26 protein-coding genes are annotated in these 24,542 nt (G+C 72.2%); 14 read left to right on the top strand and 12 right to left on the bottom strand.

The features are described 5' to 3' along the window. Positions 1–83: 83 nt before the first annotated feature. A complete protein-coding gene (locus tag ACN27J_RS12575; protein ID WP_421366211.1) occupies positions 84–731 on the top strand; it encodes a DUF4956 domain-containing protein in 648 nt (215 codons plus the stop codon). Beyond that, positions 728–1,552, top strand: coding sequence for a polyphosphate polymerase domain-containing protein (locus tag ACN27J_RS12570; protein ID WP_421366209.1), 825 nt, complete (start codon positions 728–730; stop codon positions 1,550–1,552). The genes ACN27J_RS12575 and ACN27J_RS12570 overlap by 4 nt, the downstream gene beginning before the upstream one ends. A gap of 32 nt (positions 1,553–1,584) precedes the next feature. Here the strand turns inward: ACN27J_RS12570 and ACN27J_RS12565 are convergent, their stop codons facing one another. Genes ACN27J_RS12565 through ACN27J_RS12555 form a run of 3 tightly spaced genes read right to left on the bottom strand, consistent with a single transcriptional unit; the run spans position 1,585 to position 3,931 of the window. After that, the gene (locus ACN27J_RS12565) at positions 1,585–2,103 is read right to left on the bottom strand and encodes a DinB family protein (RefSeq protein WP_421366207.1); all 519 of its coding nucleotides are present in this window, start codon (positions 2,101–2,103) and stop codon (positions 1,585–1,587) included. Continuing rightward, positions 2,103–2,756, bottom strand: coding sequence for an SAM-dependent methyltransferase (locus ACN27J_RS12560; RefSeq protein ID WP_421366205.1), 654 nt, complete (start codon positions 2,754–2,756; stop codon positions 2,103–2,105). Before ACN27J_RS12560 ends, ACN27J_RS12565 begins: the two co-directional genes overlap by 1 nt. Then, positions 2,753–3,931, bottom strand: coding sequence for an alpha/beta fold hydrolase (locus ACN27J_RS12555; RefSeq protein WP_421366203.1), 1,179 nt, complete (start codon positions 3,929–3,931; stop codon positions 2,753–2,755). The genes ACN27J_RS12560 and ACN27J_RS12555 overlap by 4 nt, the downstream gene beginning before the upstream one ends. Between ACN27J_RS12555 and ACN27J_RS12550 the strand changes: the two genes are divergently transcribed. After that, a complete protein-coding gene (locus ACN27J_RS12550; RefSeq protein ID WP_421366201.1) occupies positions 3,930–4,517 on the top strand; it encodes a helix-turn-helix domain-containing protein in 588 nt (195 codons plus the stop codon). The two genes, ACN27J_RS12555 and ACN27J_RS12550, sit on opposite strands and share 2 nt — an antisense overlap. Positions 4,518–4,588: 71 nt before the next feature. On the opposite strand, the gene ACN27J_RS12545 is transcribed toward ACN27J_RS12550, so the two are convergent. Genes ACN27J_RS12545 through ACN27J_RS12535 form a run of 3 tightly spaced genes read right to left on the bottom strand, consistent with a single transcriptional unit; the run spans position 4,589 to position 6,167 of the window. Further along, positions 4,589–4,858 carry a Txe/YoeB family addiction module toxin gene (locus ACN27J_RS12545; protein ID WP_421366199.1) on the bottom strand — a complete coding sequence of 90 codons (270 nt, stop codon included), beginning with the start codon at positions 4,856–4,858 and terminating at the stop codon, positions 4,589–4,591. Beyond that, the gene (locus tag ACN27J_RS12540; RefSeq protein ID WP_421366198.1) at positions 4,855–5,124 is read right to left on the bottom strand and encodes a type II toxin-antitoxin system Phd/YefM family antitoxin; all 270 of its coding nucleotides are present in this window, start codon (positions 5,122–5,124) and stop codon (positions 4,855–4,857) included. The genes ACN27J_RS12545 and ACN27J_RS12540 overlap by 4 nt, the downstream gene beginning before the upstream one ends. A gap of 44 nt (positions 5,125–5,168) precedes the next feature. Then, positions 5,169–6,167, bottom strand: a complete 999-nt coding sequence (locus tag ACN27J_RS12535; protein WP_421366196.1) for a sigma-70 family RNA polymerase sigma factor — start codon at positions 6,165–6,167, stop codon at positions 5,169–5,171. Between the two features lie 125 nt (positions 6,168–6,292). Here ACN27J_RS12535 and ACN27J_RS12530 point away from each other — a divergent pair, with 125 nt between their 5' ends. Further along, positions 6,293–6,937, top strand: a complete 645-nt coding sequence (locus tag ACN27J_RS12530) for a maleylpyruvate isomerase family mycothiol-dependent enzyme (RefSeq protein ID WP_421366194.1) — start codon at positions 6,293–6,295, stop codon at positions 6,935–6,937. A 65-nt stretch (positions 6,938–7,002) separates the two neighbouring features. Here ACN27J_RS12530 and ACN27J_RS12525 read toward each other — a convergent pair whose 3' ends face one another. Together ACN27J_RS12525 and ACN27J_RS12520 are read right to left on the bottom strand one after the other, a co-directional pair. Next, the gene (locus ACN27J_RS12525) at positions 7,003–7,335 is read right to left on the bottom strand and encodes a hypothetical protein (protein ID WP_421366192.1); all 333 of its coding nucleotides are present in this window, start codon (positions 7,333–7,335) and stop codon (positions 7,003–7,005) included. After that, entirely contained in the window at positions 7,328–7,864 is a 537-nt protein-coding gene (locus ACN27J_RS12520) for a hypothetical protein (RefSeq protein ID WP_421366190.1), read from the bottom strand. The genes ACN27J_RS12525 and ACN27J_RS12520 overlap by 8 nt, the downstream gene beginning before the upstream one ends. 191 nt (positions 7,865–8,055) lie before the next feature. On the opposite strand from ACN27J_RS12520, the gene ACN27J_RS12515 reads away from it, so the two are divergent. Beyond that, positions 8,056–8,838, top strand: coding sequence for a helix-turn-helix domain-containing protein (locus ACN27J_RS12515; RefSeq protein ID WP_282231915.1), 783 nt, complete (start codon positions 8,056–8,058; stop codon positions 8,836–8,838). Further along, entirely contained in the window at positions 8,826–9,014 is a 189-nt protein-coding gene (locus tag ACN27J_RS12510) for a DUF397 domain-containing protein (RefSeq protein WP_282231914.1), read from the top strand. Before ACN27J_RS12515 ends, ACN27J_RS12510 begins: the two co-directional genes overlap by 13 nt. 255 nt (positions 9,015–9,269) lie before the next feature. On the opposite strand, the gene ACN27J_RS12505 is transcribed toward ACN27J_RS12510, so the two are convergent. After that, positions 9,270–10,670: a PLP-dependent aminotransferase family protein gene (locus tag ACN27J_RS12505; RefSeq protein WP_421366188.1), complete on the bottom strand. Its 1,401-nt coding sequence runs from the start codon at positions 10,668–10,670 to the stop codon at positions 9,270–9,272. On the opposite strand from ACN27J_RS12505, the gene ACN27J_RS12500 reads away from it, so the two are divergent. Both ACN27J_RS12500 and ACN27J_RS12495 read left to right on the top strand, forming a co-directional pair. Beyond that, positions 10,669–11,586: a DMT family transporter gene (locus ACN27J_RS12500; RefSeq protein ID WP_421366186.1), complete on the top strand. Its 918-nt coding sequence runs from the start codon at positions 10,669–10,671 to the stop codon at positions 11,584–11,586. The genes ACN27J_RS12505 and ACN27J_RS12500 overlap by 2 nt on opposite strands. 76 nt (positions 11,587–11,662) lie before the next feature. Beyond that, a complete protein-coding gene (locus ACN27J_RS12495; RefSeq protein WP_421366184.1) occupies positions 11,663–12,442 on the top strand; it encodes a hypothetical protein in 780 nt (259 codons plus the stop codon). A 28-nt stretch (positions 12,443–12,470) separates the two neighbouring features. On the opposite strand, the gene ACN27J_RS12490 is transcribed toward ACN27J_RS12495, so the two are convergent. Continuing rightward, entirely contained in the window at positions 12,471–13,502 is a 1,032-nt protein-coding gene (locus tag ACN27J_RS12490; RefSeq protein ID WP_421366183.1) for a medium chain dehydrogenase/reductase family protein, read from the bottom strand. Positions 13,503–13,677: 175 nt separating this feature from the next. Between ACN27J_RS12490 and ACN27J_RS12485 the strand changes: the two genes are divergently transcribed. Next, positions 13,678–14,328, top strand: coding sequence for a TetR/AcrR family transcriptional regulator (locus tag ACN27J_RS12485; RefSeq protein ID WP_421366180.1), 651 nt, complete (start codon positions 13,678–13,680; stop codon positions 14,326–14,328). On the opposite strand, the gene ACN27J_RS12480 is transcribed toward ACN27J_RS12485, so the two are convergent. Further along, positions 14,224–15,336, bottom strand: a complete 1,113-nt coding sequence (locus ACN27J_RS12480) for a LysR family transcriptional regulator (RefSeq protein WP_421366178.1) — start codon at positions 15,334–15,336, stop codon at positions 14,224–14,226. The two genes, ACN27J_RS12485 and ACN27J_RS12480, sit on opposite strands and share 105 nt — an antisense overlap. 181 nt (positions 15,337–15,517) lie before the next feature. Between ACN27J_RS12480 and ACN27J_RS12475 the strand changes: the two genes are divergently transcribed. The 5 genes from ACN27J_RS12475 (at position 15,518) to ACN27J_RS12455 (ending at position 23,702) form a co-directional block, all read left to right on the top strand. Then, positions 15,518–16,636 carry a saccharopine dehydrogenase NADP-binding domain-containing protein gene (locus ACN27J_RS12475; RefSeq protein ID WP_421366176.1) on the top strand — a complete coding sequence of 373 codons (1,119 nt, stop codon included), beginning with the start codon at positions 15,518–15,520 and terminating at the stop codon, positions 16,634–16,636. A gap of 111 nt (positions 16,637–16,747) precedes the next feature. After that, positions 16,748–18,109, top strand: coding sequence for a Rieske 2Fe-2S domain-containing protein (locus ACN27J_RS12470; RefSeq protein WP_421366174.1), 1,362 nt, complete (start codon positions 16,748–16,750; stop codon positions 18,107–18,109). Beyond that, positions 18,102–19,634, top strand: coding sequence for a glutamine synthetase family protein (locus ACN27J_RS12465; protein WP_421366172.1), 1,533 nt, complete (start codon positions 18,102–18,104; stop codon positions 19,632–19,634). The genes ACN27J_RS12470 and ACN27J_RS12465 overlap by 8 nt, the downstream gene beginning before the upstream one ends. Positions 19,635–19,646: 12 nt before the next feature. Next, positions 19,647–21,101 (top strand): aldehyde dehydrogenase family protein, encoded by a 1,455-nt coding sequence (locus tag ACN27J_RS12460; protein ID WP_421366170.1) that lies wholly within the window; start codon positions 19,647–19,649, stop codon positions 21,099–21,101. A gap of 72 nt (positions 21,102–21,173) precedes the next feature. Beyond that, positions 21,174–23,702 (top strand): FAD-dependent oxidoreductase, encoded by a 2,529-nt coding sequence (locus ACN27J_RS12455; protein ID WP_421366168.1) that lies wholly within the window; start codon positions 21,174–21,176, stop codon positions 23,700–23,702. On the opposite strand, the gene ACN27J_RS12450 is transcribed toward ACN27J_RS12455, so the two are convergent. Next, complete coding sequence (locus ACN27J_RS12450) at positions 23,638–24,393, bottom strand: GntR family transcriptional regulator (protein WP_421366167.1); 756 nt, start codon at positions 24,391–24,393, stop codon at positions 23,638–23,640. The genes ACN27J_RS12455 and ACN27J_RS12450 overlap by 65 nt on opposite strands. Positions 24,394–24,542: the final 149 nt, after the last annotated feature.

The following is a 24,542-nucleotide window of genomic DNA, read 5'->3' as shown; positions in this document are numbered from 1 at the left end:
TCCTTCTTCCTGCAAATCGTTGTCCCGTCTTCCTGATCGCTACTCTCGAATTGCTCGGAAGGTTACGGAGAGGGGAACAGAATATGAACGTTGGTGTCGCATTGATCCTGCTGTTCGATCTGGTGGCGGCCATCGTGCTCGTGTACGGCATCTATTTCCGCCGACACCGCCGACGCGACATGCTCGTCGCGTACCTGGCGCTGAACGTCGGTGTGCTCGCCGTCACCGTCGCGCTCTCCTCGGCCAGCACCGGCGCCGGTATCGGCCTCGGCCTCGGTCTGTTCGGCGTGCTGTCGATCATCCGGCTCCGCTCGTCCCAGCTCACCCAGGAAGAGGTCGCCTACTACTTCGCCGCGCTCGCCCTCGGGCTGCTCTGCGGGCTACGCCCCGGCGCATGGTGGGTCGCGCCGCTGCTGGCGACGATCCTGCTCATGGTCATGTACGTCGCCGACCATCCCCGGCTGCTGCGCCGCCACCGCCAACAGCTGATCACCCTGGACGCGGCCTACACCGACGAGGCCCAGCTGATCGCCCGCATCGAAGACCTCTTCGCCGCCAAGGTCAGTCATGTCGTGGTCACCGAGGTCAACCTGGTGCTCGACCAGACCACCGTCGACGTCCGCTTCCGGCTGGCGCGCAGGCCGCGTACCGCCGCTCCGGTCGCGGACCCCGCGCCCGGCGGTGTCGCCGCCTCGGTCCCATCCGTCGCCGCCGCCGGGCCCGCGCGATGACCCGCGCAGGTACGGCCATCGTCGGTGCCGGCCTGCGCGCCGACCGGAGCGGGCGAGACCCGCTCACGGAACTGCCGCCGATCAGCCTGGCCGACGTGCTCGCCGCCGCCGAACTGCAGACCCGGACCGACCGCAAGTATCTGCTGCGGGCCGACCAGGTGTCGCCGCTGCTCACCGCAGCCGATGGCCTGCTGGTGCTGGACATCGACGGTCGGCGCGCGTTCCGCTACGAGTCGGTCTACTTCGACACCGCCGAGCTGCTCGCCTACCAGCAGGCGGCCCGGGGCAGGCGCCGCCGGTTCAAGATCCGCACCCGCTCCTACCTGGACTCCGGACAGTGCGCGTTGGAGGTCAAGACCGTCGGCGGGCGTGACCAGACGGTGAAGGACCGCCTCGACTACCCGATCGGCGACCGGAACCGGCTGAACTCCGACGGACTCGCCTTCGTCGCCGGCCGGGTGGCGCTGCCCGACGCCGGACGCGAACTTACCCCGGCGCTGACCACCACCTACCTGCGCAGCACCCTGGTCGACCCGGCCGAAGGGGCCCGCCTCACCATCGACGCCGACCTGATCTGCGCCGACCCGACCGGCGGTCGGACCGGGCTATGCGGCCACGTCGTCGTCGAGTCGAAGTCGGCCGGCCCGCCGACCATGGTCGACCGGCTGCTCTGGCGCCAGGGGATCCGCCCGGCGCGGATCAGCAAGTACTGCGTCGGGCTCGCCGTACTCGACCCGGCACTGCCGGCGAACCGCTGGAACCGCACGCTGCGCCGCTACTTCGACTGGCGACCATCGCCCGGCGGGCGTAACCACAGCTGACATCGACGGCGGGCGAAGCCGTCGATCTGACGTCAACGGCCGGTGGAGCCGTCGATCTGCTCCCGCAGGATGTCGGCGTGACCGGCGTGCCGCGCGGTCTCCTCGATCATGTGCACCAGCACCCACCGCCGGGTCGGCGGCAGGCCGCGGCCCGGCGGCCGGGGCGCGGGACCGGCCAGGTCGATCCAGCCGTCGACGACTTCGTTCGCCCGCGCGATCGTCTCCCGGTAGTCGGCCAGCAGCCCGTCGACCGTCTCCTGCGGGTCCGGTCGGAGGGTGCGGCGCAGGTCGACGATCGGCTCACCGAGGAAGTAGAACCGTTCCACGTGCGCCAGATGCTTGATCAGCCCCAGCAGGCTGGTGCCGGACGGCACCCCGGCGGTACGGACCTGCGGCTCCGGCGTGCCCGCGACCTTGCCCGCGATCGAGTCCCGCAGGTAGTCGAGGAAGCCCACCAGGGTGGCCTGCTCGCCCGGCGCGGTCCAGGCCGGCCCGGTGTCCTTGCGCCTGCGCCGTGCCCTTGGTGACGTCGGCCGCTCCGTTGCCGGCATCAGCCGTCCCCTTCGGTGCGCCGGATGAGCAGGACGTTGTCGATCACGGTGGCGGTCTGACCGCCCGGCCCGGTGGCCCGCCGCTGCGGCATCTCGGCGCGCAGCACCGTCCACTGCTGCGGATCCAGATCGAGGCTCGCGGCGACCTCGTCGGGCGTCGGCAGGTGGGTGTCCGGGTCCTGGTTCCACGACCAGGGCGCGGTGGAGCCGTGGTCGACGACCAGCAGCCGGCCGCCGGGCCGCAGGGCCTGCGCGGCGGTACGCAGCACCGCGCTCCGGTCCAGCGCGAACGGCGTGTGGAAGTACTGCGCGTTGACCAGGTCGAACGTCCCGGCCGGAAAGCTGTGCGCCAGATCGTGCCGTTCACCGGTGACCCGGTCGCCGAGGCCGAGCTCGCCGGCTGCCGCCTCGACGCGGGCCACCGCCGTGGCGGAGATGTCCACGGCGGTGACCCGCCAACCGCGCTGGGCGAGCCAGATGGCGTCGCCGCCGGGGCCGCACCCCAGATCCAGGGCCACGCCAGGGTTCAGCGATTCGGCGATCTCGACGAGTCGCTGGTTCGGCGGCTTGGCCGAGCCGGCCAGGTTGCGGTGCAGCTCCTCCCAGAACGACTCGGGGCCGGCGTCCAACTTCGGGCCCTGCCATCCATTCATCGGTCTTCTCCTTCGGTGAAGAACGCCAGCAGTTCGGTGGTGACAAACGTCGTGTTCTCCTGCGGCAGCCAGTGGCCGGCGGCCGGCACCTCCACCGCGCGGGTGATCCGGGTCATCCGGGGCTCGACGGTCGACCGGGTGAACTCCAACAGGCCTTCGGCGGTCATCAGCATCGTCGGCATGCTGATTGGCGCCGCAGCCGTGTTGTCCCGTTCGTCCTGATCCAGGGTGCGGTACAGCTCGAATCCACCGGTCAGCACCTGCGGGCGGCGGTAGGTGCGGGCGAACTCGTCGATCTGCGCGTCGCTGTACGGCGACTCCGCGCCGGGCCCGCCGAAGCTCGTCCCGCCGTAGGCGACGTAGCCGAAGAACAGGTCGAGGTACTCGCGTACGTCGTCGGCGACGATCGTCTCCGGGAACGTGTCCTGGTCGTGGAAGGCGAGATGCCAGCTCAACGTCCGGTAGGTCGCGGCGTCGAGCGCCGGGCCGGGCAGCGGGTAGTCCAGGTGGGCGTACCTGACCACCTCGTCGGGGAACTGCGCGGCGTACTGGAAACCGACCCCGGCCCCCAGGTCGTGCCCGACCAGGTTGACCCGGCGCAGCCCCAGCTCGTCGGCGAGCAGCGTGTGGACGTACCGGGCCAGGGTGGCCTTGTCGTAGCTCGGCGGCGCGCCCTCGCTGTCGCCCAGACCCGGCAGGTCGAGCGCGTACACCGTGAACCGCTCGGCGAGCGCCGGCATGATCGGACGCCACTGGTACCAGGACTGCGGCCAGCCGTGCAGCAGGACCAGCGGCTCGCCGGTCCCGCCGGTGACGTAGTGCATCCGTACGCCGCCGACGTCGGCGCTCTCGTGCCGGAACAGCCGGTTGAACTCGGCGTCGTCGCGGGTGGCCGCGTCGACGGGACCCGCGCCGCCCGCTGCCGCCGTGCCGGTCGCCGACGAACCCGAGGCCGTGTCCGGCGCCGATCCGTCCGGCGCCGATCCGTCCGCCGTGGTGCAGCCGGCGGTCAGGACGAGCGCGGCCGCGAGCGCGGCCAGGCGGCGTGACCACCGTACGGCGGTCGTCGATGGTGCTGTCGTGGTGATCATCGTTTTCGTTACCTCCGCCGCCAGCATCCGGATCACCGCGACGAGGTTGCAAGAAAAGTTGCCGATCCGCATCATGGGTGCCATGAACGTCACCGCAGCGGACGTCCTCGCCGGGGTCGGCCCACGGCTGCGCGCCCTGCGCCGGGCACGCGGCGTCACCCTGGCCGGCCTGGCCGAAGAGACCGGCCTGACCACGAGCACGCTCTCCCGCCTGGAGAACGGCAAGCTCCGCCCGACGCTGGAGCAGCTGCTGCCGCTGGCGCGGGCACACGGCGTACCGCTCGACGACCTGGTCGCGGCTCCACCCACCGGCGACCCGCGGATCCACCTGCGGCCGATCCGACGCTCCGGCCTGACGATCGTGCCGTTGACCCGGCGGGCCGGCGGCGTTCAGGCCTACAAGGTGGTCTACCCGCCGGCCGGCCGGTCACCCACCATGAAACTGCAGACCCACGACGGGTACGAATGGTTCTACGTGCTCAACGGGCGGATCCGGTTCGTCCTCGGCGACCAGGAGTTCCAGCTCGGCCCCGGCGAGGCCGCCGAGTTCGACACCCGTACGCCGCACTGGATCGGCAGCGCCGACGCCCAACCGGCGGAGACGCTCACCCTCTTCGGCGCCCAGGGCGAACGCGCCCACCTGTCGCCGGTGCCGACACTGACCTACTGATCCATCTGCGCGATCTGTCGGGATGGTCCGGGACGGATGCCGGCCGGTATACGTCGAACCGTGAACAGTCGCTATCGATCGCTGTAGTGGTGACGGCAGGACAGGATCTTGATGTGACCGGGGCTGTCGACGATCCGGTACACCAGCCGGTGTTCTTCGTCGATCCGCCGTGAGGCCCAGCCGGACAGGTCACCCTTGAGGAGCTCGGGCTTGCCGATGCCTCCGTCACTACCGCGCTGGATGTCCTTGATGAGGGCATTGATCCGTTTAAGGATCCTACGATCGTCGGCCTGCCAGCTCACATAGTCGTCCCACGCGTCGGGGTGCCACACGAGCTTCACGCGGTGGCCTCATCGTCGGGCTCGATCAACTCGCGTGGGACGCCCGCGCCGGCTTCCATCTCCGCGATCCGTCGGCGTAGCTCGCGGCCGTTGGCGCCCCGGGACAGGTACTCCGTTTCGCGCCACGCGTCGTAGTCGCTCTTACGCATGACGACCATTGGCTCGTGTCCGCTGCGGGTGACCACGAGATCTTCGGCGTCGTTCTCGATGGCGTCAAACGCCTCGGCGAGGTTGGCGCGCAGGTCGGACGCGGTTATGACCTTCATGACCCCTCCAATGGTTGTACGTCATAGCGTACAACCTTCCGGCGTTACCGCCACCCTGGTTGCCCCTGGGGCGCGAGCGCCCACGCCGGTCGCTGCCGGAACAGCGTCAACAGTCGATCGGCTTCGAGGTACGTGGTGATACCGGCGACCTGGCCGTCCGTCACGTCGAGCAGGACCAGGGCGAACGGTACGTGCCCGGCCGGGCCAGGCCGGGTCTGCCAGAACGCCGGCGATCCGTTCGCGGCGGTTGGCAGCAGCCGCGCGCCGGCACAGCCCGACCGTGGGTCGAGCAACGCGGTCCGGATGTGCTCGCGACCCCGCAGCGACCACCGGAACGGCGGCATGGTCATCGTGGCGTCCTCGCGCAGCAGCGAGACGAGGGCCGAGACGTCATGCTGCTCGAACGCAGCGCAGTAGCGGGTGAGGAGGTCGCGTTGCCGGCTGTCGGCCGGCCGTAGCGGTTCCCCCGGGTCGGGGGCGGCGGTGCGCAGCGTGGCCCGCGCCCGTTGCAGCGCGCTGGTCACCGACGCGACGCTGCTGTCCAACAGATGCGCCACCTCGTCGGCCCGCCAGCAGAGCACGTCGCGCAGGATCAGCACCGCCCGCTGCCGGGGCGGCAGGTGCTGCAGCGCGGCGACGAACGCCAGCCGCAGCGACTCCCGCTGCAGCACCACGCTCTCCGGGGACGCGTCGACCGGCACGACCAGGTCGTCCGGGACCGGCAGCACCCAGGCGTGCTCCGGCACCGGTGGGCCGAGGCCGCCGCCGGCCTGCGCCGCCGGATCGAGATCCATGGTCAACGCCCGCCGCTGCGTGCTGCGCAGCATGTCGACGCAGACGTTGGTCGCGATCGAGTAGAGCCAGGTACGCAGCGAGGCGCGTCGCCCGTCGTACCGGTCGAACGAACGCCAGGCGCGGACCATCGTCTCCTGGACCGCGTCCTCGGCCTCGAAACCGGAGCCGAGCATGCGGTAGCAGTAGCCGGTCAGCTCGACACGGAACGGCTCCAGCTGCTCCGCGTCGCTGGTCGAGGTCGGTGCCACCCGCCCGACGATACGGGCCGCCGCTCGGCCGGGCAGATCCGGCGACGACCGATGAGTTCCGCCGGCCCACGCCGTACACCCTCCCGGAGGGCGCGATCGTCGCGTCGGTCACGGAGGGACGAATCATGGAATACACCGACGAGGTACGGGCAGCGGTCATCGCGCACCGCCGGGACCTGGTGACGCTGCTCGCCGGACTTGGCCCGGGTCAGTGGGACGGGCCGACGCTGTGCGCCGGCTGGCGGGTACGTGAGGTGGTCGCCCACATCACGATGGCCTTCCGTACCTCACCGGGCCGGATGATGCTGGACCTGGTCCGCGCCGGTGGCCGGTTCGACCGGATGGCCGACCGCAGTGCCCGACGCGCCGCCGCCGCCATGTCGCACGAGCAGTTGCTGGCCACGTTGCGGGACAACGTCACCCACCCGTGGACACCGCCCGGCGGTGGCCCGGCCGGGGCGCTCGCCCACGAGGTCATCCACGGACTGGACATCACCGTGGGACTCGGGCTCGGTCACCGGGTGCCGCTCGACCGGCTGGAACTGGTGCTGGCCGGGATGCGGCCCCGCAACCTGGCCTACTTCGGTGTCGATCTGACCGGCGTCCAGTTGCAGGCCACCGACCTCGACTGGCGGCACGGCACCGGAACGCCGATGCGCGGGGCGGCGCAGGATCTGCTGCTGGTGCTGTCCGGCCGTCGCCTCCCGCCGGGCCGACTCGTCGGCGACGCCGCCGACCGGTTCACCGACCGGTCGGCAAACCGGTGCTGACCCGGTAGGCACCGGGGCCCCGGAACGCGGACCGATCCGGGTTCAGGTCCGCGCCCCGGGGAGCTTCAGGTCCGCGTCCAGCGGTGCGGGTACTGCTCGCGGTTGCGGCGGGCCAGCTCCACCAAACCGGGGTACGGGCCCGGCGGCTGGCCTCTGGCGACGACGCCGGGGCGGCGTAGCGCCTCCTTGAACACGCGGGCGCTGACCGGCATGCCGTCCCGGTCAGGGCGGTCGCTGGCTTCGGCACCGACGATGAGGATCCAGTCGCACCAGGGCATGTCGGGGCTGACCTTGGACACGTCGATGGTGAGCGGCCGCCGTCCACCCTGGTGGTCCGTCGGTGCCAGGGTCACCCGGTCGCCGGCGCGGACCAGCGACTCCGGCTCCGGTTCAGGCACCGTCGGGCGCCTGGTCCGGTTGGGTGGAGTCGCCGCCGTAGCTGTCGCCACCGTCGTCGGCCTCGTGGTCGTCGCCGACGGGCCACAGGCCGGACAGCTGCAGTACGGCGCGGATCCGTCGGGCGCTGGACGGGTCCCAGCGGTCGAGGATGGCCATGGCCCGGAGGAACGGTCGGCAGGGTGCGACGATGCCGCCGCACCGGTGGCATTCCCCGGTAGTGCGGTTGGGGATGTGGGTGCGGGCGGTCGAGTTGGCGTCGTGGACCGCCCGGGACAGCTCCGGGGAGCGGGCTGGGCCGTCGTAGGCCGGGCCGTTGCGGGCACTGGCCGGGGCCGGGGCGGTGGCGCGGGCTCCGGCGAACTGGAAGCGCTGGTCCTGATCCGGGTCGGTCTCGCCGGGGTTCCGCTTCGGCAGCGGCGGCCGGTTCGGCGTCGGGTCGACGTCGTACCGTGCCCCGTCGCGCGGTGTGCCGATAGATGTGTACCGGGCGAGGCGAGGTGTTCCGCCGATCCCATCGTTCCTGATCACTGATCCCCCTCGAATGGAGAGTTGCCGGGGTATTCGTAGAACTCCACCCTGGACTGCCAAGCCGTGTTGGCGGAAGATGAAAAACAACCCGGGGTGACGTGGTGGTCACCGATATCTGCCCAGAGTGGGGTTGAGGAGAGAACCACACGGCGGTGTGGTGTCGCGTATTGAGATGGGGGACGTGAAAGGCTATGAGTGGAAGCGAGTATCTGGTAGAGGAACTTCGTCGATTGCGGAACATCGTCGGCCTCACGCAAGAGGCGTGGGGCGAGCGCATCCACTTCTCGGCGAGCCATGTCGGCGCCGTCGAGCGTGGTGAGCGACCAGTGCTGCCGGACTATCTGAAGGCAGTAGATCGTGTCTTCGGGACCGCCCTGGTGAAGTTCTACCGCGAGTTCGTCGTGGGCGAGCTCGCTCCTACATGGCTACGACCCTGGTTGGAGTACGAGGAGCGGGCGAGTGCGCTTCGGCTGTACCAGCCTCTGATCGTGCCAGGGCTGCTACAGACCGAGGACTATGCGCGAATGGTTCTGTCCAGCGGCGGCCTGCTCGCGAACGAGGTTGAGCGGCAGGTGCAGCTTCGGTTGGGTCGTCAACTGGCCCTCGCCAGGGAGACGCCGCCCCGGGTCGTGGCGATCTTCGACGAGTTGGCACTGCGTCGAGGCGAAGCGGAGGTGATGGCGCCGCAGCTGGAGCATCTGATCTCGCTCGCGCAGCGGCCGATGATCATCATTCGCGTGGTGCCAGCAGACGCTCCACCGCACCTCGGATGGGGTGGCCCGGTGGATATCGCTAGCTTCGACGACGCGGAGGATGTTGGATACCTTGACAACCACCTCCAAGGGCAAGTGGCCATCGGGCCGGGGCCAATGACCACGCTCCAGGCGGTCTGGGACTCTGTCAGCGCTGTAGCGCTCCCCGCTCATCAGTCCGTAGCCCTCATGAAGGAAGTGACAAAGAGATGGACATCCTGATGCCACAATGGCGCAAGAGCAGCCGGTCCACGCCCAACGGTGGGTCCTGCGTCGAGGTGGCGGACAACCTTCCTGGGCGGGTCCTGGTCCGGGACACGAAGGATCGCGACGGTGGGACGTTGACGTTCGGTTCGGCGGCCTGGTCGGCGTTCGTCGAGCTGGCGAAGGCCCGCTGACCCGACCATCACGGCGACGGCCCCGTACCGGACGCGGTGCGGGGCTCGTCGCTGAGCGACGTGCCTCGGTGCCGTGCCGGCTCCCGGGGTACATGGTGCCTTCGACGGCTTGATGCCAGAGGTGCATCTTGATGCACCTCTGGCATCAGACTCAACCGGCAGCCCTGACCCGGCAAGGTGATGCTGGGTGCGTGAAGTATTGCTCAACGTCACCGATGACTACGTGCTGGACGTCTGCGCTGGGCCGTCGGCTGATCACCTGATTGCCGTGGTGAGGCGGCGGACGGCCTCGTCCATCTGGTCGGGTGGGGCGGCGGCGTACGTCAGGCGCAGGTGCGGTGCCGGTGGTTCGGCCGCGTACCAGGGACGGCCGGGGAAGACGACCACGCCCTCCGTTGCGGCTGCGTCGGCAAGTGCGACATCGTCGGTGCCGTCGGGCAGTGTCACCCACAGGTGCAGCCCGCCACCGGGCACTGTGGTCGGAACGAGCTCGGGCAGGTGCCGGCGTAGCGCGGCCAGCAGCGCGTCCCGCCGGGCCCGTAGAGCGGTCCGCAGCGCGCGCAGGTGCCGTGGCCAGGCCGGTGCGGTCACCAGCTCCACAGTGGCCTGTTGTAGTGGGCCGGCGACGAAGAGGTCGTCGAGCAGTCGAGCGGCCCGCAGCCGGGCACCGGCTGGGCCGCGCGCGCCGAGCGCGGCTATCCGCAGGCCAGGTGCGGCGGACTTGGTCAGCGACCGCAGGTAGACCACGTGCCCGTTGACGTCGTCGGCGGCCAGCGGCGGTGGGGCTTCGCCGTCGATGGTGAGGTCGCGGGCGTAGTCGTCCTCGATCAGGAACGCTCCGGCGTCGCGTACCGCCGCCATGACCGCCGCCCGGCGGTGCGCGGCCAGGGTCGCTCCGGTCGGGTTGGCGTGCAGCGGCTGGCAGTAGAACAGCCGCGCGCCGGTGCGGGTGAACGCAGCGGCGAGCTGATCCGGGCGTACGCCATCGGGGTCGGCCGGCACCGGCACCACCCGCAGCCCGTTCGTGCGCGCGGCGGCCAACGCTCCCAGGTAGGTCGGGGATTCGACGAGCAGCGTGTCACCGGGCGCGGCGAGCGCCCGCAACGCGGTGGAGAGCGCGGCCTGCCCGCCCGAACAGATGATCATGTCGTCGGTGCGTAGCCGGCCGCCAGCCGCCCCGGCGAACCAGGCACGCAGGTCCTCCCGCCCCTCGACTGGGCCGCGTTGCCAGGCAGCGGGCTGGCGGGCGGCCCGGGCCAGTGCCGCGCCGAGCGCCGCCGCCGGCTGCAGCTCCGCGTCCAGGTAGCCGCCGGTCAGCGCGATCGCACCCGGCCTCGGCAGGGCCAGCAGCGCATGCATCTCGTCCTCACCCGGTCGGCGGGCACCGAGCGCCACCGTCTGCCAGGCCAGGTCGGGTGCCGCCTCAGGCGAGTGCCGGTGGTCGGGGCGGGCGGCGACGAAGGTGCCTCTGCCGGGGCGCGCCTCGATCAGCCCACGGGCCACCAGCCGCCGGACCGCCTCTGCGACGGTCACCGGTGAGGCTCCGTGCCGGGCGGTCAGCTCGCGTACCGAAGGCAGCCGCGTCCCAGGGGCCGCCGCGGCGACCGACCGGAGCAGATCTTGGATAACGCGTTCGGCTGCGTTACCGTCATTCATGAAAGACGAGAGTAGCGTTACTGCGGTCCGGCCGGTAACAGCGGACCGGCTCACCGGGCTCGCCCTCGGCGCGCTGGGGGTGCTCGCGTTCAGCATGTCGCTACCCGCCACCAGGGTCGCCGTGCAGCACCTCGACCCGTGGTTCGTCGCCTTCGGCCGAGCCGTCGGCGCGGCGCTGCTCGCCTGGGCGTACCTCGGATTCACCCGCGCCCCGCGACCCACCCGCAGCCAGTGGCGGCGGCTGTCGGTCGTCGCCCTCGGCGTCGTCGTCGGGTTCCCGCTGTTCACCTCGCTGGCGTTGACCACCCAGCCGTCGGCGCACGGCGCGGTCGTCATCGCCGTACTGCCGGCGGTCACCGCCGTGTTCGCGGTGCTACGGGCGGGTGAGCGTCCGCCTCCGCTGTTCTGGGCCGCCGTTGGCGGCGGGCTGGTCGCGGTGCTCGGTTTCCTCGCCGCCGGCGGCGCGGTACGCGGCGCGCTGACCGCCGCCGACCTGTTCCTGCTCGTCGCGGTCGTCCTGTGTGGTCTCGGGTACGCCGAGGGCGGCGCGCTCGCCCGTGAACTCGGTGGTGCCCGGACGATCTGTTGGGCGCTGCTGCTGTCACTGCCCGCCACGGTGGCCGTGACGCTGGCGGTCTCTGTCGTCCGGCCTCCGCGCGCCGACGCGCTCACCTGGTCAGCGTTCGGCTACCTCACCGTCGTCTCCATGTTCCTGGGCTTCTTTGCCTGGTACGCCGGGCTGGCCAGGGGCGGCGTCGCCCGGGTCGGTCAGGTTCAACTGGCCCAGCCGGTGCTCACCCTGCTCTGGTCCGCCGTGCTGCTCGGCGAGACGGTCGGCGCCGCCTCGGTCATGGCCGCGCTGGGCGTGCTGGCCTGCGTGGTACTGACCCAGTACCAGCGGGGCCGCGTCGGCTGAGGCCGGCATCCAACGCCTGCGTCTCGGCCCTCGACGAGGCCGGCGGCTGCTGGTCAGGTGTTGCGACAATGCGTCCATGAGCGACGGTTTACGCGGGCTGGCGATCGTACGTGCCGTTCCGTGGTGGACGGTGCTGCGACTGGTGATCGTCCTGCTGTGGCTGGTCGCGGCGGCGACCGCCTGGTGGACGGCACCCCGGCAGCACGACTACGACCAGGCGAAGGCGGACGTTGCGGCGGGTCGGGTGGTGGCGTACCAGTGGGGCGACAGGTGGGACCAAAGTCGACGCGGATGGTTCGACGTCGCCGAGCTGCGCTCGTCCGGTCAGCTCGGCCCGCTGTTCGGCTGGCGTACCGCCGACGGCCGGGTGCGCTGGACCAACACCGCGACCTTCGGTGAGGTGACCGCTGCCGCCGCCGACGGCGGCAGCGGCAGCTACGCAGGACCGGGCGCGGCCGCCCTGGCCCGGGACCTGCGCGCCGCCGGCCTGGAACAGCGGGCCGGCGGCGTGCAGTCCGCCGTGCGGGTCGGTACCCAATTCGGTTTCGTGCTGCTGGTGATCTTCCTGGTGGTGCTGGTCGGTGGGCCGGCTCCGGTGCTGGGTACCCGGTGGTACTGGTTCTGGCTGGTCTTCCTGGCCCCGTTCGGGCTCGGTCTGCTGTGGTGGCTGGGTCTGGAGCGTCCTTGGTCGGGCAGGGCGGCGGCGTTGTCTGGCGTGGTCGGCGTCGACCGGCGTCGGTACACCGGCGTTCTCGGCTTCGCGTTCGGGTTGCTCGCGGCCCTCGCGGTCAGCCTGTTGAGCATGGTGCTGCACGGTGTGCTCGGCGACTGGTGGGTGCCTCGGCCCGGCGGCTAGCGGCGGTACGTGCGTTCGCCGGCATCGGTCAGGGGGTCAGGACGACCTTGCCGGCGACGGTGCCGGACTCGGCCAGCCGCAGCGCCTCGGCGACGCGGGTGAGCGGCAGCTCGGCGGCGACCTGAGCGGTGACGTCACCTCGCCGCAGCGCGGCGAGGACCTGGGTCAGGTCGGCCCGCAGCCGGGTCCGGAACCGCTCCTTGGCCAGTGCCCGGCCGGCCCAGATGTTGTAGAAGTAGGCGCGGCGGCGGTTCGGCAGTGCGTTCCACAGCCACACCCGGCCGAGCAGCTTCAGCACCGGCCACTGTTTGCTGCCGGTGTCGTCGCGGGTCGACGCGCTGCCGTACGCCACGAGGGTGCCGCCGGGGGCGACCAGGCTCCACGACCCGACGATGCCCGGCCCGCCGACATGGTCGAAGACGGCGTCCACGCCGTCGGGGGCGACCTCGCGGACCCGGGCGACCAGGTCCGGGGTGCGGTAGTCGATCGGGGTGACGCCACGTTGGCGCAGGGCGTCGTGGTGGCGGGCGGACGCGGTGCCGATCACCGTCGCGCCGGCGCTGGCGGCGAGCTGCACCAGGATCGAGCCGACGCCACCGTTGGCGCCGTGCACCAGGACGGTCTGTCCGGCCCGGATCCGTGCCTTGCGGTGCAGCATCTGCCAGGCGGTGATCCCGTTGAGGACGACGGTTTCCGCTTCGGTCGCGCTGATCCCGTCGGGCACCGGCACCAGGTCGGCCCGGTCGACGACGACGTGGCTGGCCCAGCCGCCGGTCTTGACCAGCGCGGCGACCCGGGCCCCGGTCAACGACTGTTCGACGCCGGGCCCGACCGTGTGGACCGTGCCGACCAGGTCGTAGCCGGGAACGAACGGGAACGGCGGCTGGTCGAAGTACCGGCCACGGCGCATCTGCTGCTCGGCGAAGGAGACCCCGGTTGCCTCCATCTGAACGACGACCTGACTGGCGTCGGGGGTGGGGATCGCGCCCTGACGGATCTCCAGCCCGTCCGGCTCGACCGCGCCCGGCAGGACGACCTCGACGAATCCAGCAGCACCCACGACGACCTCCTGGTGTGGCGACTTGTTGCGACTTGTCGTGATTGGAAGAGTGATCGCGAGCCGTTCTCGCGTCTGTTATAAGTTCTAACAGTCGCCATCGCGTGTGTCAATCACTAGAGTTAGAGCCTGTAGCTGGGACTTGACGCCCTCGCGTCTGGCCGGGAAGGTTGCGGTGATGACCCGGACAGCTGGCCCGACGACCCCGCGCGAGCGCTACCGCGCCCAGGTGCGTACCGAAATCAAGGAGCACGCCTGGCAGCAGATCGCCACCGCCGGGGCGTCCGCGCTGTCGCTCAACGCCATCGCCAGACAGATGGGCATGAGCGGCCCGGCGCTCTACCGGTACTTCGCCAACCGGGACGACCTGATCACCGAGCTGATTCGCGACGCGTACCGCAGCTTCGCCGACACGGCCCGCGCAGCGGCCGACGCTGGCGCCGACCTGGCCGCGCTGGCGCGCACCCTGCGTGACTGGGCGCTCGCCGACCCGCACCGCTACCTGCTGATCTACGGCACCCCGGTGCCGGGGTACCACGCACCCGACGACATCACGGAGATCGCCGCCGAGATCATGGCGGTCCTGCTCGACGCCAGCGCCGCGGTCCCGTCGGACGGTACGCCGACTCCGCTGGACACCCACCTCGCCGACCATCGGCAGTGGGCCGGCGAGCATCCGGCTCCACCGGCCGCGATGCGGCGCGCGTTGGCGTTCTGGACCCGGCTACACGGGGTGCTCTCGCTGGAACTCGCCGGCCACTTCGGCGGGATGGGCATCGACCCGGCGCAACTGTTCGCCGCCGAGGTGGACGGCCTGCTCGTCGGATGACCAGGTAGGACGGGTGGCGATCAGCGCGCGGAGCATGGCGAGCATGACGGTGACGGCCGGTGGCCGCAGCGGCGGCGTGGCTACGGCGGCGTAGAGCCGCCGTGGCGGTAACGCCGGGCGGGTCGGCCGCAGCACCACCCCTGGATGGGCCGTGCCCCAGGCGAGCGCGGGCACCAGCATGATGCCGGCACCGGCCGCCACCAGAGCCTGCTTGCCGTGCCAGTCATCGCAGTGGAAGGCGATCCGGGGCGGGCCGCCGAGGGCGTCGGCCAGTGCGGTCAGCGGCCCCAGACAGTCCGGGTACGCGCCGTCGATCCACGTCTCGCCGGCCAGGTCGGGCAGTTGCACCCGGTCGACGCCGGCCAGCCGGTGCCCGGCGGGGAGGGCGACCTGCAGCTCCTCGTCCGTCAGGTCGACCAGGTCGACCCCGTCGCCGGCGGCGGGCGCGACAGCAGTGGGTGCGACACCAGCAGGCGCGACACCAGCAGGATCGGCCGAAGACGTGCGGGTGGTCGGGTGCGCGATCGTGCTGTTCGTCGGCGGGTCGGCAGGCAACTGCCATCCGGTGAGCAGCGCGAGGTCGACCAGCCCGTCGCGGACCGCTGACATCGGGGCTGCCGGGTCGACGGCGGCCAGCCGGAGCGTGACGTCCGGGTGCCGGTCGCGGAACCGGCTGATCGCCGCCGGCACCAGGGTGGTGTTGGCGCTGGCAAAGGCCGACATGCGCAGTTCGCCACCGGAGAGCCCGCCGAAGGCAGCCACCCGCGACTCGAGATCCCGCAGCTGGGCGAGCACCTCGCGGGCCTGGGTGACGGCAGCGATGCCGGCCGGGGTCGGCCGTACGCCCCGGGGCAGCCGGCGGAACAGTGGTACGCCGAGCCGGCGCTCCAGCCCGGCGATCTGCCGGGAGACCGCCGGCTGGGTCATGGTGAGCGCCTGGGCCGCCGCAGAGAAGGACTGTTGTTCGGCGACCTCGACGAGCACCCGCAGGGTCCACGTGTCAAGCATGCATCCAGCTTATGGCAGCCAGGACCAACCCGTACTTGTGGTTATGGCGCGATAGCTGAAACCTGGCAGAAGGCACAACGGGCCTGCCAGCCGGGCAGGGGAGTCCGCAGCACGCACATTCGTCGGAGAGCATCGTGACCAAGATCGTCAACATCCGTACGGGTCGCCCGGCGGTGGACCGGTGACCGCCGGCAGCGGTGCCGTCGTCGTGGTCGGCGGGTACGGGGCGGTCGGCCACGCGACCGCCGACATGCTGGCGGAGTGGTTCCCCGGCCGGGTGGTGGTGGCCGGTCGGGACCCGGCCCGGGCGGCGCGGGCAGCCGACGCCATCGGGGGCGGCACCACCTGGCGGCAGGTCGACGTGACGTCGGCGGCCGACCGCGCCCGGCTGTCAGCGGACGCGGCGCTGGTGGTGATGGCGGTGGAACGGGCGAACGTGGCGGTGGCCCAGGAGGCGGTACGCCGAGGTGTTCACTACGTCGACATCACCGCCTCGCCGCAGCTGCTGCGGCCGCTCACCGACCTCGATCAGCTCGCCGTCCGTACCGGATCGACCGTCGTGCTCAGCGTCGGCGTGGCTCCCGGCCTGACCAACCTGCTCGCCGACGAGTGCCTGCGGGAGCTGCCCGGCGCGGACACCGTGGAGCTGGCGCTGATGCTCGGCACCGGCGACCCGCACGGTCGTGACTCGGTGCGGTGGATCGTCGAGCAGGCCGCAGGCGCGTCGGCGGGCACGGTGGGTGCCGGTGCCGGTGCCGGTGCCGGTGGCGACGTCGGTGGCGGTGGCGACGTCGGCCGGCCGCGTCGGACGCGGGTCGAGTTGCCCGGGGCCGGTCGCCGTACCGTCTTCCCTTTTCCGTTCTCGGACCAGCATGTCCTGGCGGCCCGTCACGGGATCCGGGCCACCACCCGGATGTGCCTCGACTCCAGGGCTCTGACCTGGACGCTGTTCGCGGGTCGGTCGTCCGGGCTGTTCCGCCTGGCCCGCCGGCTGCGACTGGACGACGTGCTGGTGTCGGCGCTGGTCCGGGCGCGGGTCGGCGCCGACCGGTTCGTGGTGCGGGCGAGCGCCAGCAGATCGAGCGGACCGGCGGTGACGCGGGCGGTGGCCGGGCGCGGCACGAGCCAGGTCACCGGGGCGGTCGCGGCGGTGGTCGCCCGGCAGGTGCTGACCGGCGGCACCGGGGCACCGGCCGGCACCCCGGCCAGGGTGCCGGCCGGGGTGGTGCACATCGACCAGGTGACCGGCCTGGCGGAGCTGGCGGCGGAGCTGAACCGGCACGGCGTGACGCTGGAGTAACCGTCCGCGATTCCGCAGATAGCGGGATGCTGCATCTATCGCGCTGCCCACATCTATGCCAGGATTGGATCCAATGCTTGATGGATCGGATGCCTAGCTGGGAGGGGTGCCATGCTGCGGCGCGAGGAGAACGAGCGGATCACCCGCTCCGGGCCGGGCACGCCGCTCGGTCGGCTGATGCGCGCGTACTGGCAGCCGGCGGCGCTGGTGTCGGAGATGGACCCGCAGCGGCCGGTCAAGCCCGTCCGGTTGCTCGGCGAGGACCTGGTGCTGTTCAAGCAGGCCGACGGTGGCTGGGCGCTGGTCGGGCGGTTCTGTGCGCACCGGGGCGTCGACCTGGCGTACGGCCGGCACGAGGACGGCGGGCTGCGCTGCCTCTACCACGGCTGGCTGTACGGGCCGGACGGGCGCTGTCTGGAGCAGCCGGCCGAGCCGCCGCACAGCACCTTCGCCAGCAAGGTGCGCATCCCCAGCTACCCGTGCGTCGAGCGCAACGGGATCATCTTCGCCTACCTCGGCGAGGGCGACCCGCCGCCGATGCCGCACTACGACTGCTTCCAGGCCCCCGACGAGTACACCTTCGCCTTCAAAGGACTGTGGGAGTGCAACTGGCTGCAGGGCGTCGAGGGCGGTATCGACCCCAGTCACGTCTCGTTCCTGCACCGATTCATCGACGAGGATCCGCGCGACGTCTACGGCCAGCAGTTCAGCGAGGAGGTCGCCGGCACCGGGCAGAAGCTGTCCAAGCTGGTCGGCGACGCCTACCGGCCGGACATCGAGGTCGAGCAGGCCGAGCACGGCCTGCGGGTGTACGCGCTGCGCCAGCTCACCGACGAGATCCGCCACGTACGCATCACGAACCTGGTCTTCCCGAACGCGTTCGTCGTGCCGTTCGGCAACGACAAGGTCTTCTGCCAGTGGCACGTGCCGATCGACGACTACCACCACTACTGGTACATGATCTTCTACGACTTCGCCGAGCCGACCGACAAGCAGACCCTGCTCGCCCAGCGGCTCGACGAGGTCTCCCTGCCGGACTACCGGCCGCTGCGCAACCGCGCCAACAACTGGGGCTTCGACCCGGCCGAGCAGCGGGACCTGACCTACACCGGGATGGGCCTGGACATCAACGTCCACGACCAGTGGGCGGTGGAGAGCATGGGCCCGATCCAGGACCGTACCGTCGAGCGGCTCGGTGTCTCCGACCGGGCGGTGACCGCGAACCGCCGGCTGCTGCTGCGCGCCATCGACGCCTTCGAGGCCGGCAACCCGGTCCCGGCCCGCCCGGCCGACGAGGCCGCCGCCGCCGAGCTGACCGGCCCGCTCGCCGTCGACACCGTCGCCCCGACCGACGGCTGGGAACAGACCTGGCGCGAGCGCGAGGCGCAGCGGCGGGCCGGCTCACCGTGGGCCGGCGCCCCGGCGCGGTCGGCGGTCGGCGGTCCGGCACGGTCGGCGGCCAGCGATGCGTAGCCTCGACGAACGGCCCGTCGCCGACGGTGGGGACGGCCGCCGCGCCGTGCCGATGCTCGCCGCCGACCGGGGCGGCTTCATCGATCGTCACCAACTGTGGACCGACGCCCAGTACGCCGCCGCCGGCCAGCTACGCCGGGTCGTCGACGAGCTTGGCATCGAGCTGATCCGGTTCTCCTTCGCCGACCAGCACGGCGTGCTGCGCGGCAAGACGTTGACCCGCGAGGCGGCCGCCACGGCGCTGCGGTCCGGGGTGACCGCGCCGTCGTCGCTGCTGCTCAAGGACCCGTCCGGCGCGTCGGTCTTTCCGGTCTTCGCCGCCGACACCGGCGTCGGGGTGAGCGGGTTCGCCGGTGCCGGGGACATCGTGCTGGTGCCCGACCCGACCACGTTCCGGGTGCTGCCGTGGGCGCCGCGGACCGGCTGGGTGCTGTGCGACCTGCGGTTCCCGGACGGTGCCGCGGTGCCGTTCTGCACCCGTGGCCTGCTGCGCGCGCAGCTCGACCGGCTGGCCGCCGCCGGGTACGCGATGACCGTCGGTGCCGAGCTGGAGTTCCACGTCTTCGCTGCCGACGGTCCCACCGACGGCGGGCTCGACGACGACCAGGTGGGCCGGCCCGGCGCCCCTGGCCAGGCCAGCGGCACCCGGCCGCTGAGCCGGGGCGCGCAGCTGCTGCACGAGGACGGGCTGGACCGCGCCGACGAGGTCGTCCAACTGCTGCACCACGGGCTGACCCGGCTCGACCTGCCGCTGCGGTCCCTGGAGCTGGAGTTCGGGCCGAGCCAGTTCGAGATCACCATGACCGCCGGGGACGCGGCGGTCGCCGCCGACCAGGTGCTGCTGGCCCGCTCGGCGATCCGCCAGCTCTGCCGCCGGCACGGCTACCACGCCACGTTCATGTCCCGTCCGGCCGGCGCCCAGACCGCGTCCACCGGCTGGCACCTGCACCAGTCGCTGCGTGAGCTGGCCACCGGCGCGGCGGCGTTCGACCCGACCGTGCCGGGGGAGGCGCTCTCCCCGGTCGCCGGGCACTATCTCGCCGGTCTGCTGGAGCATGCCGGCGCGGCCGCCGCCTTCGCCACCCCGACCGTCAACGGCTACAAGCGCTACCTGCCGTTCTCGCTCGCCCCGGACCGGGTGGCCTGGGGGGTCGACAACAAAGGGGCCATGGTCCGCGCCGTCGGCGCCGGCTCCGACACCGGCGTACGGCTGGAGAACCGGTGCGGCGAGCCGGCCGCCAACCCGTACCTGTATATCGCGTCGCAGCTGGTCAGCGGCCTGGACGGGATCGACCGGCGGCTTGCCCCGCCACCGGCGGTGCAGGATCCGTACGCCGCCGACGCGCCCCGGCTGCCGGCCTCGCTGGCCGAGGCGCTGACCGCGCTGGAGGCCGATCCGGCGTTCACCGCCGCGCTCGGCGCCCCGGTGATCTCCTGGTACGCGACGCTCAAGCGCCGCGAGTTCGCCCGCTACCTCGCGCACGTCTCCGACTGGGAGCAGCGCGAGTACTTCGACCTGATCTGAGGGAGTCGCCCGATGACGTCGTCTGTCGCCCCACTGGCCGACCTGGAGCCGTTCCACGTCGACGGCGAGTGGATCGCCCCGGGCGGGCGCGCGCTGATCGAGGTGCGTGACCCGTCCACCGGTGCGGTGATCAGCCGGGTCGCCCAGGCCACCGCCGACGACGTGGACGCCGCGGTGGCCGCCGCCACCCGGGCGTACGCCGACCGCCGGTGGAGCGGGCTGGCCCCGCTGGAACGCACCCGGGTGCTGTACCGGCTCGCCGACCTGATCGAGGCGCACCTCGAGGAGTTGGCGGTGCTGGAGACCCGGGACAACGGCAAGCCGATCGAACGCTCCCGGGCCGACACCGGCGCGGCGGCCCGGGCGTTCCGGCACTTCGCCGGGGCGACCAGCCGGCTGACCGGCACCGTCGTGCCGATCGACGGCGGCGGCCACCACGTCTACACGGTGCTGGAGCCGGTCGGCGTGGCGGCGCTGATCCTGCCGTGGAACTTTCCGATCATGACCGGCTGCTTCAAGATCGCCCCGGCGCTGGCCGCCGGCTGCCCGGTGGTGGTCAAGCCGGCCGAGCAGACCCCACTGACCATGTTGCGGGTGGCCGCCCTGGCCGCCGAGGCCGGCGTACCGCCGGGGGTGTTCAACGTGCTGACCGGCGACGGCGAGGTCGGCGCGGCGCTGGTGGCCCACCCGGGCGTGGCGAAGGTGTCCTTCACCGGCTCCACCGAGGTGGGTCGGCTGGTGATGGCCGGCGCGGCGCCGACGATGAAGCGGCTAACCCTGGAGTTGGGCGGCAAGAGCCCGAACATCGTCTTCGCCGACGCCGACCTGGACGCCGCGGTGCTGACCGCGATGCGCGCGTCGTTCGGCCACTCCGGGCAGATGTGTACCGCCGGCAGCCGGCTGCTGGTGCAGCGGTCGATCCTGGACGAGATGACCGAGCGGCTGGCGGCGGCGACCCGGCGGGTGCCGGTCGGCAACGGCCTGGACGGCGGGGTGACGGTCGGTCCGCTGGTCTCCGAGGAGCAGCGCCAGCAGGTGCTGTCGTACATCGAGACCGGCATCCGGGAGGGGGCCACGGTCGCGGTCGGCGGCGGGGTGCCGGACCGGCCGGGCTACTTCGTCGAGCCGACCCTGTTCACCGGGGTACGTAACGACATGGTGATCGCCCGGGAGGAGATCTTCGGGCCGGTGACCGGGGTGATCGCCTTCGACGACGAGGACGAGGCGGTCGCGATCGGCAACGACACGTCGTACGGGCTGGCCGCCGGGGTGTGGACCCGGGACCTGTCCCGGGCCCACCGGATGGCGGCCGCGCTGCGGGTCGGCACGGTCTGGGTGAACACGTACAACATCTTCGACCCGGCGCTGTCCTTCGGCGGGGTCGGGGACTCCGGTCTGGGCCGGGACCTGGGCGACGACGCCCTGCATTCGTACTGCGAGCGCAAGGGCGTCGTCGTCGCGCTTTGACCGGCGGTGCCCGGTCCGGTCGGTGGCACCTCGCCAGACCGGGTACCGCCCCGATCACCGATGGGATCCATCTTGAAAGACACTGCATCCCAGACCGGACCGGCGGGCGCGGGCGCGGAGCCCGCCGACCCGTCGCCTGAGCCGCTGGACCCGGCGGCGCTGCGGGCCGCCACTCCCGGCGCGACCCTGGCCCACCACCTCAACGCCGCCGGCGCCGCACTGCCCAGCCTCGCCGTCCTCGACACGGTCATCGACCACCTGCGGCTCGAATCGCGGCTCGGCGGCTACGAGGCGGCCGAGGCCGCCGCCGAGCGGACCGCCGACGTCTACCGCCTGGCCGGCCGGCTGCTCGGCGCGACCGGGGAGGACGTCGCCCTGGTGGAGAGCGCCACCGTCGCGTGGCACCGGGCGATCGACGCGCTGCGTCTCGGCCCCGGCGATCGGATCCTCGCCTCCGCGTCCAGTTACGTCAGCTCGGCACTGCACCTGCTCGAGCTGCGCCGCACCCGGGGCATCAGCGTCGAGGTGCTGCCCACCGACGGCTCGGGCGGCGTCGACCTGGACCAGTTGGAGCAGGCGTTGCGGCAGCCGGCCGCGCTGGTCACCGTCGCCCACGTACCGACCTCGTCGGCACTCATCGAGCCGGTCGCGCAGATCGGCGCCCGGGTCGCCGCGGTCGGCGTTCCGCTGCTGGTCGACGCCACCCAGTCGGTCGGCCAACTGCCCGTCGACGTCGGCGCGATGCGCGCCGACATCCTGGTCGCCACCGGCCGCAAGTTCCTGCGTGGACCGCGCGGCACCGGGCTGCTCTACCTCGACCCGGCGCTGCGCGAGCGCGCCCGGCCGTTGACCCCGGACGTGCGTGGTGCCCGGTGGACCGGCGACGAGGAGTACGACCTGCTGCCCGGCGCCCGGCGGTACGAGACCTGGGAGGCGTCGCACGCGCTGCGGCTCGGCCTGGGCGCCGCGCTGACCGAGACGCTCGTCCTCGGCATCGACGCTATCTCGGCGTACGTCAGCGGGCTGGCCGCCCGGTTGCGGGCCGGGCTGGCCGAGCTGCCCGGAGTGACCGTGGTCGACCCGCCGGCGGCCGGCGGCGGCATCGTCACCTTCGTTCGCGACGGCGAGGAACCGACCACCACGGTACGCACGTTGCGCGCCGCCGGCCTGCACCTGGTCGCTGTGCCGGCCAGCCACGGCCAGTGGGACCTGGGCCGACGCGGCCTGCCGGCGGTGGTCCGTGCCTCCGTACACGTCTACAACGACGACACCGAGGTGAACGCGCTGCTCGCCCGACTGGCCCGCCCGGCGGCCACCGGCGTGCCGACCCCACCACCCGTACCGACCCCACCACCCGGGCCGACTGCCGCGCCGGCTCCGGCTCCCGCGCTGCTGACCGGTGCCGACCGCCGGGCCGACGTGGTCGTCGTCGGCGCCGGCGTCCACGGTCGCAGCGCGGCCTGGGCGCTCGCCGCGCGCGGCGTCCGGGTGATCCAGCTCGACCGGCTGCCGGCCGGGCACACCGAAGGATCGTCACACGGACGGACCCGGATGATCCGCCGCGCCTACCCGTCGCCGGTCTGGGACGACCTGGTGGACCGCGCGTACACCGGTTGGCGCGAGCTGGAGCAGGCCGCTGGTCGCCGATTGGTCAGCACCGTCGGGGGCCTCTACGCGCGACCGGCCCGGACCAGCAGCACCCTGCGCGGGCCGGACTGTGTCCTGGTCGACGCCAACCAGGCCGCCGGCATCGCGCCGGGGCTGGTGCTCGGCGCCGACATGGTGGCCGTACATGATCCGGCGGCCGGCGTGATCGACGCCGCCGCCGCGATGGACGCGCTGGCCGGGCTCGGCCGGGCCGCCGGGGTGCACCGCCGCGACGGCTGCCGGGTGACCGGTTGGCATCCGGACGGTGCCGGGGTCCGGGTGCACACCGACTCCGGTGACGTTCTCGCCGACCGGCTGGTCATCTGCGCCGGACCGTGGACCGCCGACCTGGTGCCGGAGTTCGCCGGCCGGCTGACCACCGTACGGATCGTCAACATCCATATCGGCTCGTCGACCCCGGCGTTGCTGGCCCCACCGGCGCTCGGCCCGTTCTCCGTGGAGGTCCCCGGCGTCGGTCTGCTCTACGGCATCCCGGCGTACGGTCCGGACGCCGTCAAGGTGGGGTTCGACCACGGGCCGGTCGACGACCTGAGCCGGGCACCCGGGCCGGTGACCGCCGCCGAGCGGGCCGAGCTGCTCTCCGTCGCCCGTCGGTTCCTGCCGGCCGCCGACGGCCCGGTCACCGCCGAGCTGGCCTGCCGTTACACCATGGCACCGGGCAACCGGTTCGCGGTCGGTGCGCTGCCGGCGCATCCGCAGGCGTTGATCGCGGCGGCCTGTTCCGGGCACGGGTTCAAGTTCGGGCCGGCGATCGGCGCCGCGCTGGCCGACCTGGCGACCGGGGTGCCCCGGCCGGATCTGGAGTTTCTCGCTCCGGCGGCGATGGGGATCGACGGGGTGCCACCCGGGGACTGGGCCGCCGACCGGGTCAACCCCGGAACACCGTCGCCGATCGCCGCTCGTACCAGCGAGCCAACTGCTCACCGGCGCTGATCACATGGGCCTGCATCTCGCGCCGAGCGCGTTCGCCGTCCTCTTCGGTGAGCGCGGCGATGATCCGTTCGTGCTCGTGGAAGTTGTCGTCGCGGTGCCGCGGATTGTCCTGCAGCACCAGTGCCGAGACGTTGCGCGGGAACGCCTCGTTGATCTCCTTGATCACCCTGGCCAGCCAGTCGTTGCCGGCCACCTGGTGGATGAGGGTGTGGAACCGGTCGTTGGCGGCGTTGGTGGAGCCGGCCAGGGCCACCCGGGCGCGGGCGACCCCCGGGTCGTCGTCGACCCGTCGCTGCGGGATGCTGCCCCGGGCGGCCTGCTCGGTACGTCGCAGCAGCGAGTTGGCCTCCCGCAACTCGTGCAGGACGTCGTCGGTGATCCGGCTGACCGCCCGTTCGCAGGCCAGCGCCTCCAGCTCCGCACGGACCTCGTAGGCTTCCCGGACCTCCCACGGCGCCGGCACCCGGACCACCGCCCCACGGTGCGGCACCACCTCGATCAGCCCGCCGGTCTGCAGTTGCCGCAGCGCCTCCCGGACCGGGGTGCGGCTGACACCGAGCAGCTTGGCCAGCTCGGCCTGGCGCAGTTGGGCGCCGATCGGGATCTCACCGGACATGATCTTGGCGCGGATCTTGGCCGCGGTGGCGTCGACGAGGGCACTGCTGGTGGTTTCCGTCGAGCTGACTGGCATGCCCGGTGCCCCTGTCTGATCGGTGTGCGGCCCAGCCGGCCGGGTTCCGGCCCGGCTGCCATCGTCTCCACAGTGGTGCGATGTGGGTGTCACGATAGCAAGCCGGCCGGCGACCCTGCGGGTCCCGTACATTTCGCTTTGGATCCCGG

Source organism: Solwaraspora sp. WMMB762 (assembly GCF_049179115.1).
GTDB lineage: Bacteria > Actinomycetota > Actinomycetes > Mycobacteriales > Micromonosporaceae > Micromonospora_E.
Note: the sequence above shows the minus strand (reverse complement) of the source record. Positions and strands in the feature narration are given on the sequence as shown.